Origin of the sequence: Pantanalinema rosaneae CENA516 (genome assembly GCF_050753385.1) — a bacterium.
In the GTDB taxonomy this organism is placed as follows: domain Bacteria; phylum Cyanobacteriota; class Cyanobacteriia; order Leptolyngbyales; family Leptolyngbyaceae; genus Pantanalinema; species Pantanalinema rosaneae.
The window spans coordinates 45,706-61,906 of record NZ_JBLZFZ010000017.1 but is presented as its reverse complement, the minus strand read 5'-3'; the positions used below and the strand labels follow the sequence as shown (position 1 = coordinate 61,906).

At 51.1% G+C, this 16,201-nt stretch carries 11 protein-coding genes; 3 read left to right on the top strand and 8 right to left on the bottom strand.

The features are described 5' to 3' along the window. Positions 1–81 precede the first annotated feature (81 nt). The gene (locus ACN4EK_RS12195) at positions 82–1,386 is read right to left on the bottom strand and encodes a hemolysin family protein (RefSeq protein ID WP_431658164.1); all 1,305 of its coding nucleotides are present in this window, start codon (positions 1,384–1,386) and stop codon (positions 82–84) included. 102 nt (positions 1,387–1,488) lie between these two features. Beyond that, complete coding sequence (locus tag ACN4EK_RS12190; RefSeq protein ID WP_431658163.1) at positions 1,489–3,828, bottom strand: bifunctional serine/threonine-protein kinase/ABC transporter substrate-binding protein; 2,340 nt, start codon at positions 3,826–3,828, stop codon at positions 1,489–1,491. Positions 3,829–3,959: 131 nt separating this feature from the next. Here ACN4EK_RS12190 and nfi point away from each other — a divergent pair, with 131 nt between their 5' ends. After that, positions 3,960–4,697 (top strand): deoxyribonuclease V, encoded by a 738-nt coding sequence (gene nfi / locus ACN4EK_RS12185; protein ID WP_431658162.1) that lies wholly within the window; start codon positions 3,960–3,962, stop codon positions 4,695–4,697. A gap of 49 nt (positions 4,698–4,746) precedes the next feature. Here nfi and ACN4EK_RS12180 read toward each other — a convergent pair whose 3' ends face one another. Genes ACN4EK_RS12180 through ACN4EK_RS12170 form a run of 3 tightly spaced genes read right to left on the bottom strand, consistent with a single transcriptional unit; the run spans position 4,747 to position 8,111 of the window. Then, a complete protein-coding gene (locus tag ACN4EK_RS12180) occupies positions 4,747–6,432 on the bottom strand; it encodes a PhnE/PtxC family ABC transporter permease (RefSeq protein WP_431658161.1) in 1,686 nt (561 codons plus the stop codon). Positions 6,433–6,434: 2 nt separating this feature from the next. Beyond that, positions 6,435–7,181, bottom strand: coding sequence for a phosphonate ABC transporter ATP-binding protein (locus tag ACN4EK_RS12175; protein ID WP_431658160.1), 747 nt, complete (start codon positions 7,179–7,181; stop codon positions 6,435–6,437). A gap of 3 nt (positions 7,182–7,184) precedes the next feature. Next, positions 7,185–8,111 carry a putative selenate ABC transporter substrate-binding protein gene (locus tag ACN4EK_RS12170; protein WP_431658159.1) on the bottom strand — a complete coding sequence of 309 codons (927 nt, stop codon included), beginning with the start codon at positions 8,109–8,111 and terminating at the stop codon, positions 7,185–7,187. Positions 8,112–8,259: 148 nt separating this feature from the next. On the opposite strand from ACN4EK_RS12170, the gene ACN4EK_RS12165 reads away from it, so the two are divergent. After that, positions 8,260–9,972 (top strand): SulP family inorganic anion transporter, encoded by a 1,713-nt coding sequence (locus tag ACN4EK_RS12165; RefSeq protein ID WP_431658158.1) that lies wholly within the window; start codon positions 8,260–8,262, stop codon positions 9,970–9,972. Positions 9,973–10,120: 148 nt separating this feature from the next. Then, on the top strand, positions 10,121–11,176 hold the full coding sequence (locus tag ACN4EK_RS12160; RefSeq protein ID WP_431658157.1) for a potassium channel family protein: 1,056 nt from the start codon (positions 10,121–10,123) through the stop codon (positions 11,174–11,176). A 1-nt stretch (position 11,177) separates the two neighbouring features. On the opposite strand, the gene ACN4EK_RS12155 is transcribed toward ACN4EK_RS12160, so the two are convergent. From ACN4EK_RS12155 to ACN4EK_RS12145, 3 genes are read right to left on the bottom strand one after another with little or no spacing between them, the layout of a single operon-like run. Next, positions 11,178–12,056: an SDR family oxidoreductase gene (locus tag ACN4EK_RS12155; protein WP_431658155.1), complete on the bottom strand. Its 879-nt coding sequence runs from the start codon at positions 12,054–12,056 to the stop codon at positions 11,178–11,180. A gap of 5 nt (positions 12,057–12,061) precedes the next feature. Beyond that, positions 12,062–13,516, bottom strand: coding sequence for a sensor histidine kinase (locus tag ACN4EK_RS12150; RefSeq protein WP_431658154.1), 1,455 nt, complete (start codon positions 13,514–13,516; stop codon positions 12,062–12,064). A gap of 16 nt (positions 13,517–13,532) precedes the next feature. After that, positions 13,533–16,196: a hybrid sensor histidine kinase/response regulator gene (locus ACN4EK_RS12145; protein WP_431658153.1), complete on the bottom strand. Its 2,664-nt coding sequence runs from the start codon at positions 16,194–16,196 to the stop codon at positions 13,533–13,535. Positions 16,197–16,201 lie beyond the last annotated feature (5 nt).

Below are 16,201 nucleotides of genomic sequence, written 5' to 3'. Positions count from 1 at the left end.
TGTTGTCTTTTCCTAGTGTAAAGAGTTTTTCAGCTTGGCAACGATCTCAATAGGGGTGGAAATCCGTCCCAATGGACTTGTTTACTCATCAGACTCGGTTGTCGATCGCACCATTTGGAGTACTTGAACCCGTTGTCCATCTTCCAGCACCGTCAGGACAATGTGATCAATTTGGATGCGATCGCCGGCTTCCGGCAACCGTTGTAACTCTTCTAAAAACAGTCCAGCTAAGGTAGCGGCATCTTCGCGAGGCAGTTGAATATCCAGTTCATTATTTACGGTGGCAATACTGGCGCGAATTTTGAAAATTCCCTCATGTTCCCCAATCTGCCGAAACTCACGCTCTTCTTCGGCATCATATTCGTCCCGGATTTCCCCGACAATTTCTTCCAACACATCTTCCAGGGTGACTAAACCCGCCGTCCCGCCAAACTCATCTCGGACAATCACCATGTGTAAGCGGTTTTTCTTCATCTCGCTTAACAGGTCGGCAACGGGTTTAGTTTCAGGGACAGCGCGGACAGGGCGTAGGAGTTCGCGCAGTGCCGGAGGATGTTCCAGTAGGTCAGGCAAGGGGCGGATCAGATCCTTGACATGCAAAATGCCGACGATGTTATCCAGGTCTTGATCACAGACAGGAATGCGGGTGTGGGCATTTTCTGAAACGAGTTCATAGACTTTGCCGATCGTTTCGTCAATCTTCAAATACTGAATCTGTACCCGTGGCACCATAATGGCTCTAGCCGTGATATGAGACAGTTCGACGGCACCGTGAATGATCCGCCGCTCCTGTTCCCCGACGGAACCTCCTGCCCGACCCGCATCAACCATTGCCTTAATTTCTTCAATGCTGACCGCCTCCTCTGCTTCTGTGAGAGAGTTGCCAGTTAATTGCAGAATGATGTTTGTAGTGGCACTGAGAAATTTGATGATCGGGGCAGTGATTTTTCCTAACCACCGAATCGGTTCAATGGCAAACAGGGCCACCTGTTCCGCATGGCGGAGTCCAATCCGTTTAGGCACAAGTTCACCTAAGATCAAACTCAATAGAGCGATCGCAATCGTGACGAGCGTAAATGCTATCGTTCCAGCGACTTGCTCCCCTGTAAAGGGGGTGAGGACGACGGCAAGTGGATCGGATAGTTTGGTTGCTGCGGTGGCAGAAGTAAAAAATCCGGCCAGGGTAATTCCAACTTGAATGGTTGCTAGGAAGCGAGTACTATCCTCTGTGGCAGCTAACACCCTGCGAGCGGAGCGATTTCCTTGGTCTGCCAGCATCCGCATTCGAACTTCGTTAGCCGAAACTAACGCGATTTCTGCGGCGGCAAAAAAAGCATTAATGGCGATCAGAAACAGAATAACGGTAAATTCTAAAGCAACATTCATGAACTAGCTGGTGAAACGGATTGGGGCAGGCTGATTATCTTGCCAGATTATAGAGGGAGTTGTTACTCGTCGAGAATAATAATCAGGTCAGGACAACAGCTCTTAGCGGGGGATGGGCTTGATTGCATAGGTCTTCTGTTGCCGAGTGTTAACCGGAACGATCGTCACAAGTTGCACCTGTCCTTGCCGATCGCCGGAGGGAGTAAATTTCACTTCACCCGTGGCTCCTGGCGCTGAAAAATCCGGTTGAGTCAACGATCGTTGCACTCCTTCACGGGTTGGTTCGCGGCTGATCGCTGCAATTAAGGCTTTTGCCGCATCGTAGGACAGGGCAGTTCGCCAACTGATGGTATCTGGGGAACCCCAAAACTGGGTAGCCTGTTGCTGAAACGCGGATCCAATCAGGTTGGTTGGCGTTGCCAGCACCATCCCCACCGCTTCTTCTCTGGCAACCTTCAGGGTTTTTGAAATAGACAGGCTATCGCCCGCTAAAATCGGTAAACGGCGTTGGTTCAGGGCAATCACCTGAATTGCGCGATCGGAGACATCACTATCGGATGCCAGCATAATCACATCGGCTCTTTCGCTCAACGCCCGATTGATACTCTCGGCCGGATCAAAATCTGGACGCGATAAATCAATTTCATCGACTAACTCAGCCGCGTTATAGAACAGGGCTTGCTTAAATTCATCTTTAAGCGATGTACTGTAAGCGCTGGCGGAATTGAAGAAGACGATCGCTCGCTTTTTGTGCAGTTGATTCAGCATGTAGCGACCGAGGGCTTTTGCCGTAAAGCTATCACTGGGAATGGTGCGAAAAATGTAGCTACCAAAATTGGATAGTGTCACTGCCGAACTCGAAGGTGACACCATGACTAATTGATTGGCTTGATAGATTTCGGCGGCAGCCAGGGCTGTATCGCTAATGCCATGACCAACTACTCCTAAGACTTCTGGATTGTTGGCTAGGGTTTTGGCAACGGCTTCAGCCGCAGCCGGATCATTATCATCATTGGCGATCGCGACTCTAAGAGGCACTCCTTGAATGCCACCCGCCCGATTCACCTCATCCTGAGCTTGGGCAACCCCTCGCAATAGCTCTAACGCTGCATTTAAGGTATTCCCCAGGGGGACGGCAACCGCGATCGTATAAGATTTGGCTTGACCGATCCGCGCATTATTTAAATAAATTAAGGTTTCTGGATCGCTGGGGTCGGCTTTGTGGGCTGCCTCCAGAGTTTTGGCGGCTTGTTCATAATTACTCGCTGCAATCTGAGAAATTCCTCTCTGTTTACTGGCATTTTGCGGGTTGAGGTGCCATTTATTGAGTAAAGACTCGCCCCAACTGATGCGATCGAGGGTAGATGGTGTAGAACTGGGTTGCGGCTCGGGGGTAAAGTCGGGGGATAGAACTTTGACTAATAGCGCGATCGCCAGTGTGCCCAGGATGGCTCCACCAATGCGCGTCACCGTTTTACGGGATGGTTTTACCTGGGGTTTGGTGACGGGAGCAACGTACTCCGGTATAGGGTTAGAGAGCGGGCGGAATGCGGTTTCTGAGTAGGTTGCTGATTTGCCGGAATCGACGGCTCGGCTTGGGCTTAAAACGGTTTGGGAGCCTAATTTAGCTTGCAACAGGGCATCTAAGACATCATGCACCGATTGAAACCGTTGCGCGAAGTGATACCGCACCATCTTGTCAATTACCTGCGTTAGGGCTGCACTCACCTCAACGCGATCGTGCCAGAGTACCTCTGAAGTGCTATAGTCCTGCGGTAGTTGTGATGGTCGTAATCCGGTTAATGCCTGAATCGCCAGCATTCCCAGTGAGTAAATATCGCTGTTAAAGCGAGGCTGTCCCATGCACTGCTCACTCGCACCATACCCGGAGGTATAGATGGGGACGCTCAAGGCAGTGTCTCCAGTAGAAACTGCCACCGTATTGCCAATATTTTTGACGGCTCCGAAGTCAATCAAGACGAGTTTGCCGTCCTGCTGTCGTCGAATCAAGTTATCAGGTTTAATATCCCGGTGAATCACATTCTGGGCATGAACGAATGCCAGAATACCTAAGGCATCTTCCAGTAGAGCGACCACCTGGGCTTCGGAAAACCGTTGACCATCCTTCAGTTCTTCGCTGAGTGGATGACCCTCGATAAATTCTTGTACCAGATAAAATTGTTCGTCCTCTTCAAAATATGCCAGCAGACGAGGAATTTGGTCATGTTTGCCTAACTGTTCCAGCGTTTCCGCTTCAACCTGAAATAAACGTCTGACCTGTTGGAGAACGGCGGGATTATTGCTGACAAACGTCAGGTGCTTCAGCACACAGCGAGGATTGCCGGGACGCTGGGTATCCTCTGCCACATAGGTATGACCGAAGCCCCCCGCTCCCAGCACCCCAATTACCCTGTAGCGTCTGCCAATCAGTTCGCCTATCATCGTCTCTGCGGAGTCCGGTTAAAGTCTTTCCTCAAGAGTGCCCTGGCTAAAAATATTCTTTTCTATTTCTATTGACTCTATCGTGATGCTGGTAATCCTGCCAGACTGGAGTGAGTGATTGATCAGGAGTCATGAATATTCAGCATGAGTGGCCCGCTACCGCCGAAGAGGCGATCGTGATCCAGCAATCACTCCAAAATCAGGTGATCATGACTGATCAACTGGATGCGGTCAAGTATGTGGCTGGAGTGGATGTTGGCTTTGAAGCGGAGGGCAGCATTACCCGTGCGGCTGTAGCGGTATTGAACCTGAACGATTTGCAGTTATGCGATCGCGCGATCGCTCGTCGTCCGACGAGTTTTCCGTATATTCCGGGGTTTCTGTCATTTCGAGAGGTTCCCGCCGTACTGGATGCGATCGCTCAACTGACGATTACCCCAGATTTGTTACTCTGTGACGGTCAGGGAATTGCCCATCCCCGCCGCTTGGGGATTGCCTGTCATCTGGGATTATTGACGGATATACCCAGTATTGGAGTTGCCAAATCTTTATTAGTCGGTCGTCATACCGAGGTGGGGAATGAGAAGGGCGATCGCCAACCATTAATTCATAAAGGTGAACTGGTTGGGGTGGCGCTGCGGACTCGTCCCAAGACTAAACCGCTCTATATTTCCCTGGGACATCGAATCAGCCTGGAAACCGCGATCGCCTATGTCCTGCGTTGCACCACGAAATACCGCTTACCCGAAACGACCCGCCATGCTCATCGGTTGGCTTCGGGGCCCGCGATCGATCAGCCAGAGCCATCGGCTAATCGGGATATGGGACACCCCCCTGAACAAATGTCCCTCTGGAGCCAAGACCATTAAGGTTCTCTAGAAGGTATCTGTTCGATCCCCTGTTCATCCAACCGTTCCGTTAGCGGAGCGATCGTCGAGCGGTTGCACTAATCCAATCAACCAGAAAGGTGAGGACAATAAAACCAAGTAGGGTCGGGAGTAAGGCGCGGTAATCGAAGCTACTGAGTTGTTCCATCATTAAACGACCCAAGCCACCCGCCCCGACGAGTCCGACAATCACCGTCTCTCGCATACAGACTTCCCAGCGATACAAGTCATAGGCGAGAAAGCGAGTCAAGGTCAGAGGTAAAACCCCATAGAGCCAGACTAGGCTACTCGGAGTCCCTTGAGCTTTTAAGGCTTCGAGAGGACGCTGATCTAGATTTTCGATCACCTCGGCTTTTAGTCGTCCGAGGATACCAAGATTGTGAAGTCCTAACGCGATCGCTCCCGGTAAGATCCCTGGAAACGTGACGAACAACACGACTAACGCCCAGACCGGAGCCGGAATAGCTCGACTGATGAGTAACAGCGATCGTGCCGCTAGCAGTCCTACCCATGCCAGCCAACGGTTGCCCTGTCCTGTGCGATTCAGCAGACCGCCGGGAAGAAAGAAATTATGGGCGGCGGGAAAGGACAACAGCATTCCGCCGACTGCTGCCAGGACGATCGCCAAAATGGACATCGCCACGGTTTGGAGCGATAGGGGGAGGAATTGCGGGACGATGCTCCAATCGGGCGGTAGGCTCGATCGCACCATCTCTCTTAGTAACCGATAGGTACGAGCAGACCAGAGTTGGCGGAAATCTGCCTGGATATACCAGAAACAAAAGCTGATTAAGCCCAGGAGGCTCAAACTGAGGACGATCGGGAGTCGGCGGTATTGCCTGCCTGTACGCGCTATGGGAGGTAAGGGTTTGCGGGCGTTTAAATCTAAACGACTGGGACAGCCGAGTTGCTGCCGTGTCCAGGCACTGATAAAGTCTACGGCTCCATTCAGCAGAAATAGGGCATAGAAAAATGTCCAAAGTTGCGGGTAGCGAAGCGATTGCAAACTAAGGAGGATCTCGTAGCCTAAGCCGCCTGCCCCAATCATGCCCAAAACGGCGGCCGATCGAATTGAGCATTCAAACCGATAGAACACATAGGACAGCAGATGTAAAAATGCTTGAGGCAGCAAGGTGTAGAACAGGGCGGTCAGGGGCGCAACACCACTCCCGACTAGGGCTTGAAAGGGTTGGCGCGGAGTTTCGTCTATAATTTCCGCAAAAATTTTGGCGGTAATGGCTCCGAAGGGAATGGCGATCGCGAGTACGGCTACTAATGGATCCAGCCCAAAGATATTAATGAAAATTAAGCCCCAAATCACTTCATGGATGGCGCGGGGGATAGCAAGCAGGGCTTTCGTAATCAGCCAACCAGAGGTGAACCGATGGGAGGAATGGGGGACGATCGCTGACCACCAGACCTCAGAACAAAAAAGTCCCCCGAAGCAACCAAGCAACACACTTAAACATGTGCCACAGACGGCATAGGCGAGGGTGGTTAAAGTGGCATCTGCTGTTAATCGCAGTAGGTCTGGGCTGAGGTCTGGCTGCCCACTGGCAACAACAAATTGCCAAAGTTGTCCGACTCCATTGGGATTGAACAACTCCCGTTGTCCGATGCCGATTTGTCCGAGGGATAGCCCGATCACGACGATCGCGAATAACCCCCATCGAAATGATGAATGGGTTAGCAGGGTTGGAGGTTTTGTCCCTGCCATCATTAATCCAATTGATATAGCGCTTGAATCTGGTCAGCCGTGAGGTCTGCCGTCGGCACATCAAAGACTATTTGACCCTGGCGTAAACCGATCAACCGCTGACAGTACGTTTTGGCTAACTCTAAGGTATGGAGACTGACAACCAGAGTCCGGTGGTGTTCCTGGCTCAACTCTGCGAGTAATTGCATAATCTCGCGGCTACGTTCTGGATCCAGGCTGGCGATCGGTTCGTCGGCGAGAATCACGGCGGGATCCTGCACTAATACACGAGCTAAGGCGACTCGTTGCTGCTGTCCACCAGAGAGTTGATCGGTACGGGCATACAGTTTTTCGGGAATGCCAACCCGTTCTAGCGCGATCGCGGCAGTTTCTACGTCCTGGGGGACAAGCAGCGACCACAGGGCTTTTGGGAATGACCAGCGACTTAAATGACCAGCATTGACATTGTGAATCACAGCCAAATTATCGACTAAATGAAACTGCTGGTAGATCGTGCCAATCTGCCGCTGAATTCGTTGCAGCGATCGGGGTGGTAGACGATTGAGACATTGCCCAAATGCCCATACTTCCCCCTGGGTAGGCATCAGAGTAGCATTCAGTAGCCGCAGTAAGGTACTTTTTCCGGCACCACTCGCTCCCACCAGTGCCACCCGTTCACCCGGTAAAATCTGGAGATTGAGATTGGTTAAGGCATGGAATTGACCGAACTGTTGCGAAACTTGCTTCAACTCCAGAATCGGTTGGGTCATGGGTTATTTAATCTTGCCAATCTCTCGCCCAATTTGTTCAATCTGGACATAGTTTTTATTCTGAGTCGGAATAAATTTAGCCGCGCCAAACAACTCCAGAATTTCTTTCTGGTCAGGCACTTTAGGGTCAAGCTTCAACAGAGCTGCCTGCACTTGATCCACAAAATCAGACCCATAATGGTTACGCACCTCCGGGTTAATCACCCAATGATAGTCATAGTACGCTGGAGTCCGCCAAATCACTTGCACTCGGCTGGTATCGACTTTACCTTCCGCTACCCGGCTGTTCCAGACCTGTTCATTCATCACCCCTGCCTCATAGGTTCCGGCTTGCACCAATTCCAGCGTGGCATCGTGCGATTGAGAAAATCCGGGTTCACCCCGAAAATCCTTGAGGTTAACCCCAGCCTGTTTCAGGAAGTGTTGCGGCATCAGTCGTCCTGAGGTGGAAGATTCACTCCCAAAGGTAAAACTCCGTCCTTTCAGGGCACTCAGTTCCTTAATATTTTTCAGGCGGGCAATGCCACTGGATGTATTGGCGATGAAGACGCTATGAAACTGAGCATCAATGTTCCGTTGGGCGATCGCTTCGGCACCGGGAACTTGTAAGCGTGCCTGGGTTCCGGTTAGGCCGCCAAACCATACCATATCCAGATCTCCAACTCTGAAGGCAGTGACGGCGGCGGTGTAGTCGGTGACAGGTTTGTAAACAACGGGGACGTTTAATTCGGCTTGGAGATATTTTGCTAATTTGCCATAGAGCCGCTGTAACTGTTCTGGATCCTGGTCAGGAATGGCTCCCGTTGTGAATGGTCTGGATTTATTAATCGTTGTGCTGCTAGTCCGACCAACGGCTTCAGGTTCATCGGAACATGCGGTCATGGGCAGTAGGAATACCAGTAGGCAGGCGAAAAGGCGTAGTCTTCTCATCGACACAGTTTCAAACATTCAGCGATCGCTGCGAAAATTTTACCGGATGTCATGGCATCGTTAACTTCTGCATCTCTAAATGGGAAAACACTTTAAGTCAGCTTTAAATAAGAAATCACGGTGATAGCGCAACGGCACAGGTGGTGGGATGGCGAGGTTCAAGATACCTAAGGCAATACTGCAATATTTTCCTGGGCTGCAACGGTTGCTATCTTACCAACGCGCCTGGTTACGCGGGGATGTGTTAGCTGGATTAACGGTGGCAGCTTACCTGATTCCGCAATGTATGGCCTATGGTGAGTTAGCGGGAGTTCAGCCGGTTGCTGGATTGTGGGCAATTCTGTCGCCCATGGTGATTTATGCCGTACTGGGATCGTCACCGCAACTCTCGATCGGTCCAGAATCGACGACGGCAGTAATGACGGCAGCCGCGATCGCCCCCTTAGCGGCGACGGATCCCCAGGCGTATGCTGGCTTAGCCGCGTTGATGGCATTTGGGGTGGGAGTAGTTTGTTTAATTGGCTATGTAGCGCGGTTGGGTTTTCTGGCAAATCTGTTATCTAAACCGATCCTGATTGGTTACATGGCTGGAGTGGCGGTGATTATGATTACCGGGCAACTCGGTAAGATTAGTGGTCTTAAAATCACTGCCCAAAGCCCATTAGGACAGATGTATGAATTTGTGCAACGGTTGCCTGAGATTCATGGGGCGACGTTGGTTCTGTCGATGCTGGTGTTAGGGTTTTTGTTTGCTATGCAACGGTGGTTTCCCACGTTACCAGGCCCATTGTTAGCGGTGTTATTGGCAACGGCGGCTGTCGGCATGTTCGATTTGCAACAGCGAGGACTCCGGGTGGTGGGCGAAATTCCGGCGGGATTGCCTCACTTCGCTCTGCCTAATCTAGCTGTTCCGGATATGCTCCCGATCGTGGCGGCAGCGATCGGGATTGCGATCGTCGGTTATTCCGACAATGTGTTGACGGCACGATCATTTGCCAGTCGTCATCACTATACCGTCAATGCCAATCAAGAGCTATTGGCATTAGGAGTGGCTAACCTGGGTAATGGCTTTATGCAGGGCTTTCCAATTAGTAGTAGCGGTAGTCGCACCGTGATTGGTGATGCCTTAGGAAGTAAGACTCAAGCGTTTTCACTTGTGGCGTTTGGGGTTGTGGTGGTTGTGTTGTTATTTTTGCGCCCGGTGTTGGCATTGTTTCCGAATGCCGCCTTAGGTGCGATCGTGATTTACGCCGCGACTAAACTGATTGAAATTCCTGAATTCCAACGATTATGGCAATTTCGGCGGAGTGAATTTGCCTTAGCCATGATTACAACGATCGGAGTATTACTCACGGATATTCTGGTTGGGGTTGGCATCGCGGTTGGATTATCAATCATTGAATTATTTGCGCGGCTGAGTCGTCCCCATGATGCTGTGATGGGACATGTGCCAGGATTACCCGGATTACATGATATTGAGGATTGGCAGGGCGCGACGACGATTCCTGGTTTGGTGATCTATCGATACGATGCCCCCTTATGTTTTGCCAATGTAGAAAATTTCAAACGGCGGGCACTGGCGGCGATCGCGGCGGAAGCGGATCCAGTCGAATGGTTCATTTTGAATACTGAAGCAATCTCTGAAGTGGATATGACCGCGATCGAGGCGCTGACCGAATTTGCGAGTGAATTAGCGGCACAGGGGATTACGTTTGCGATGGCACGAGTTAAGCAAGATCTCTATGCTCAACTGAAGCGTTCAGAGCTATTACAACAGATTATGCCAGAGCGGGTTTATTTCACATTACATACGGCGATCGCGGGGTTTGAAGCTCGCTACCAGCCTCGGCAGGATAGCTAAGGACTCGCTAATTGGTGTGGATGATACAGCGATCGCCAATTTTTTCTGCCATGAATAGAAAGGCGATCGGACGGATCAGTGGCGCAAAAGCTAAGGGTTCAACCTAGCAATCCGATGCTGTAGAAGGTTGGTGCGATGCCTGTGTAATATGCAAAGTTCACTCAAGCGGATCTTAGTTGGCACAGGCTGTTTCTTGCTAATTTTTGTGCTTGCTGTGGCAGGCTATGTCTTAGCTGGATGGCAAGTGCTAGATGCCATTTACATGGTGGTGATTACCGTGTTTGGGGTGGGATTCGGGGAAATTGGCCCTATGAGTCCAACCCTACGAGTCTTTACCATTTTTGTGATTGTCGCAGGTTATACCGCCGTTGTGTATATCGTCGGTGGGTTTCTGCAAATGATCACTGAAGGCGAAATTAATCGAGTCATGGGAGCCAGACGGATGACGCGAGGCATTCGGACGTTAAGTGAGCATGTGATTATCTGTGGCTATGGTCGCATCGGTCAAATTCTTGCCCGCAAGTTGGCGGAGGCGAAACAACCCTTTGTGGTGATTGATCACAATAGCGATCGCATCCAGCAAGCGGAACTGAATGGGTATCTGGTGCGGTTTGGTAATGCGACGGATGAAGTGGTTTTAGAATCGGTGGGAATTGATCACGCTAAGGTGTTGGCAACGGTATTACCGGATGATGCGGCGAATGTGTTTATTACTCTGACCGCCCGGGGTCTGAATCCCCGTCTGGTGATCGTGGCTCGGGGAGAATCGCCGTCTACAGAAAAGAAATTGTTGCAAGCCGGAGCGGATCAGGTGGTATCTCCTGCCGCGATCGGAGCCTTACGGATGGCACACATGATTACCCATCCTGCTGCCCTTAACTTTTTGGAAGCCGATGATGGTCGGGCGACGCTGAATGAGCTATTAGCCCAATTGGATATCCAGATTGATGAATTAGCGATTCCGGCGGGTTCCGAATTGGTCGGCGCTAGTATTGGCACAGTAGAAGTGCGGGGCAAGGGTACATTTATTGTGGTGGCATTACGCCGAGCCGATGGCACGATGTTGATTCATCCCAATCACAGCCTATTTCTGCATGAAGGCGATACCTTGATTGTGATGGGACATCAAGGCGATATTCCCCGGTTTGCCCAGCATCATGCCCTGAAACGCCAGATGCGCTATCGCGGGGCGAAGCAACGCTAACCTAGACCAGTCCTTTGAGGGCGGCTAATTGCGATCGCAGGGAGGGCGGCGCATAGCCTAATCCAAAAGCTTTGGTGCTATCTAAGGACACATCCGCCGGACGGGGAGCCATCATGGGCACATCCTGTTGGCGACAGGCGTGTAAACCAGTAGCGGGTAGCTCTAAGACCTCGATCATCAACTGACCAAATTCGTAGCGGGAAATCCGCTCGCTGCCGCCTAAATGTAGAATGCCCTGGATGTGCTGCTCTAAGGCGAGGAGAAGTCCTTGGGCGGCAACCGTACCACTCACCGGAGTGCGAAATTCATCGACAAATAGCTTTAATTCCCGTTCGGCGCGGAGAGCTTGCAGAAACGGTTGCAGGAAACTGCTAGCTGTCGGTGGGGCGGCTCCAAACAATAAGGGCATCCGACAAACCGCCGTGAGTGGATAGCGCTCTAACATCCGTTGTTCAGCTAAGACTTTTTGTTCACCATAGCGATTCAGTGGTGAAACGGGGTCGGTTTCTCGGTAGGGCGGATTTAAGCCATCAAAGACCAAATCTGTGGAGGTAAATACACAAGGCAGATGGTAGTCGGCACACAATCCAGCGATATTTTCGGACGCAGTAACATTGATGGCATAGGCCTGTTCGGGGTACTGCTGGCAGAACTGGGTAGTCGATTGGGCGGCTAAATGAATCACGGCATCTGGCTTGATCTGCTGAAACAGGGTTTGTAATTGGGCAAAGTCAGTCAGATCGGTCTGGATGGCGGTGACGTGGGGCAAATCGATCGTCCGCGATCGACCAATGCCATAAATCTGCCAATCTGCGGCGGCACGCTGACAAAGGTTCCACCCGAGAAATCCGCTGGCTCCAGTCACAATCAGGTTAGGCATAGGGGTCAGGTTGAGGCTTGTTGGATCGGTAGTTTAAGCCAAAATTCTGCCCCCTGTCCTGGTTCTGAGAGACAGCCAATCTCACCATGATGTTTTTCGGTAACGATCTGATGGCTGATCGATAAGCCTAAGCCAGTGCCTTTGCCGATCGGTTTTGTGGTGAAAAATGGATCGAACAGGCGATGTCTGACGGTTTCTGGCATCCCTGGGCCGTTATCGCGAATGGTGATGTTAACAAACTGCTCATCGGTGATTGCCGTCTGAATCACGATCTGGCTGGGGTTAGCCTGTACCTCGGTGGGCGATCGTTGACTGTCGTAGCTTTCCAGGGCATCGATCGCATTGCTGAGTAGATTCATAAACACTTGATTCAGTTGTCCGGCATAGCATTCGATTAACGGTAAGTTGCCGTATTCCTTTATTACCTGAATTTCCGGATGATCCGGTCGAGCTTTGAGGCGGTTATGCAGAATGAGTAGCGTACTATCAATGCCCTCATGGATATCGACGGCTTTGAATTCGGCTTCGTCTAAGCGGGAGAAGTTGCGTAACGACAGCACAATCTGGCGAATCCGTTCTACCCCCAGTTTCATCGAACTGACCAATTTGGGCATATCCTCCAATAGAAATTCCACATCCATCTCTTCCAATTGCTCTTGAAGGACGGGGACGGGTTGAGGATAATGGGCTTGGAATAATTGGGCAAATTTCAATAAATTTTCACTATATTCGCTGATATGCATTAGGTTGCCATAGATGAAATTGACCGGATTATTAATTTCGTGGGCAACCCCGGCTACCAGTTGTCCCAGACTGGATAACTTCTCACTTTGGATTAATTGAATTTGCGCCTGTTGCAAATTGTGGAGGGCTTGGGAGAGTTCAGCCGTCCGTTCTTCAACCCGGTGTTCCAGTTGTTGGGTTAATTCCTGGAGGGATTGTTGGGCGATCGTGCGTTCCGTCACCTCCTGTTTCAACAGAATGTTCTGCTGTTCTAAGGTTTTGGTTAAGTAGCGTAACTTCAGGTGCAATTTCACCCGCGCTAAAACCTCTTCCTGTTGAAATGGTTTGGTGATGTAATCCACTGCCCCTAAATTTAAGCCCCGCACTTTATCACTGCTATCGGATAGCGCCGTCATAAAAATGACAGGGATTTCTTGAGTGGCGGGATTAGCTTTTAAGCGCTGGCAGGTTTCAAACCCATCCATTCCCGGCATCATCACATCCAGCAGGATCAAATCGGGCGGATCGTAGTTGATTTGCTCGATCGCGCTCTCCCCATCCAGAGCCACTGCCGTTTCATACCCAAAGTCAGCTAAGGCATTGGACAATACTTCTAAGTTTGTGGGGTTATCATCGACCACTAAAACTACGCCCAGATCTTTTTCTGTGAACGTCGTATTCCAGGGTTCGGGAGGGTTTACTTCAGCCGGATGATGGGGATAAGTTAAAGGGTTCATAATTGCCACCAAGTGACTAACGATCGAGTGAGTAGGATTTAAGTAATTCGCGGATTTTGGCGATCTGGAATCCCTTGGCGAGTTGCCGGATCGGTTGGGTAAAGGGCAGCAGTTGGGCGTTGCTCTGTTCCAGTTGGTCTAATGCCTCTACCAGGGCTTTCAATCGCCCTTTCATGGCTAAATCCAACAGGTGGGAAAGGTCTTCAGCGGCTGGCGGTACAATTTGATTTACCGCGATCGCCTCATTCTGATCATCGATTTGCAACTTAGTCCGAGGTTCGTGAGTCTGTTCGTAGATCCAGTCCAACTTGAGTTGCTGTTGCAGAATGCTGAATAAATCCTCTGCCTGTACGGGTTTGGGTAAAAAGGCATCCCCACCTGCATCTAAACATTGCTGTTGATCCTGGGCAAACACATTGGCAGACGACACGACGATCGCCAGATTCGGGAGTTCGGGGGCTTGCCGTAACCGCCGCACTAATTCCAACTTCTCCATACCAGTGACGCAGGGTTCAGTAATCACCAGATGGGGCTGATGGATGATCGCTTGGCGGAAGGCATCCGGGCTATTATCTGCCTCTAGCAGTTCAAACCCTAGAGGTTCCAGTAGTTTCGATACCACGGAGCGATTTTCCCATTTGTCATCCACCACCAGAATTGTTTGTCTGGTTCCCCAGTAGCCAACGATCCGTTGCTGAGCGACTTTAGCGGCGCTTTGTGCCCATTCCACCGCTTCTTGGAACTCGACATCCAGCCAAAACATGCTGCCTTCACCGGGGTAACTTTTTACCTTCAAGGTTGCCCCCATTAGCTGCACAATTCGTTGACTGATGGCGAGTCCCAACCCGGTTCCTTCGGCTTGTTGTTGCCGATCGCCCAGTTGCTCAAACGGTAAAAAGATGGTGTCCAATTGTGCCGGATTGATCCCTATGCCGGTGTCCTCGATTTGAAACCGGACTTTCACCTGGGATGGCGTTGGGTTGGCTGCTAGACTTTCCGGGATCGTGGGAGATGCCAGCCGATCGACCGTAAAGGTGACACCACCCCGTTCTGTGAACTTAATCGCATTCCCCAACAGGTTAATCAACACCTGCCGCAAGCGCTTTTCATCGGCACAAATGCCGATCGGTAAATCAGGCGCAAACTGATAGGTGAATGCCAAACCTTTTTGTTCGGCTCGGACATGGCACAGTTCAGCAATGCCCTGCAAAAATGAGGGAAAGTGGAATTCAGTGGGGCAAAGTTCCAGTTTGCGGGCTTCAATTTTTGCCAGATCCAGCACATCGTTGATTAATGTCAGCAGATGATTGCCGCATTGATGAATAATGCTGACTCCATGTAAATCCTTGGCGCTGATTGAGGGCGATCGCTCCAGAATTTGTACATAACCGAGAATGCCGTTCAGGGGAGTTCTCAGTTCATGGCTCATATTCGCCAGAAATTCACTTTTGGCACTATTTGCCGAGTCTGCGGCTTCCTTCGCTTCCTTCAGTTCCGCTGTGCGGCGTTCCACCCGACGTTCCAGTTCTTCATTGGTTTTTTCCAGTGCTTGGAAGGATTCCTGTAACTGGCGGGTCATGGTGTTAAACGATTTGGCCAGTACCCCCAATTCGTTGTGCGATCGGGTTTCCACCTGCACAGCCAAATTGCCCTCACTAATGGCCGCGGCGGCAGTGGTGAGTTTGCGTAAGGGGGAAATAATCCGCCGAGACAGCATAAATCCCAATCCGGCGGCGACCGTAGTGGCAATTCCCAAGACCCCCGCCGTTGCCCAAATCGAGTTACGCACCGGAGCATAGGCTTCAGCCGTTGGCAGTTCGACCACCACTCGCCAGTAGGTACTGCGGACGGGAGCCGCTGCGCCTAATACCTCCTGCTGTTGCAATCCCTGATATACCTGCGGGGGTGTGGCTCGGGATAACGATAGGTGATGCACGAAGGGACGATCGGAAATGTCCTCTAACTCAAACCGATGATCCTGGTGGGTTCTGGCTTTGGCAATCACGACATTGCGATGGTCAATCACGTAGGTATAGCCAGTTCTGCCCACCTCCGTCTTAGACACCACAAAGTCCAGAAAGCGCAGATTGACCTTTGCCATTAACACGCCATCAACCTGATCCTGCTTGTTTCGGACTGGCACCGCTAACGTTGTAACCAGATTGCCATCGGCACCAAACTCGACTGTGTCTATAAAGTCCTCTTGATCGTGAAACGTGCGTCGGAATAAGGGCGTACCAGCGATACTGCTCATCCGGAGTTGGGCATAGGGGGAGACGACGGAGACAGGAGTACCCTGCCGATCGACGATCGCCACCATTTCGTAGGCATCATTGTTCCGGGTCAACCCTTCCAGTAGAGTCTGCTTCAGTTCGGGGGATAGCTCAGTGAAGCCACGCAGTCTCGCCAGATAATTCAGCTTCCGCATCAAGTCATCCATGTAAGCATTGATGGTTTCGGCGGCGGCTCGCGATCGCTCTTGTTGTAATAGCTGCGATTGTTTTTCCTGGGTGCGGTTGCTGGAGTAGATCAACATCCCACCTGTTACCAGTAGGCTAGATACCACGAGACAGACCAGTCCCAGGCATAGTTGATTAGCGATCGACCCCTGCCAGGGTTTGCGAGTGGGGCGACGAACGGTGGCAAGGTTTGCCAAGGGATGGTGAGAGGCTGAACTCACGAAAC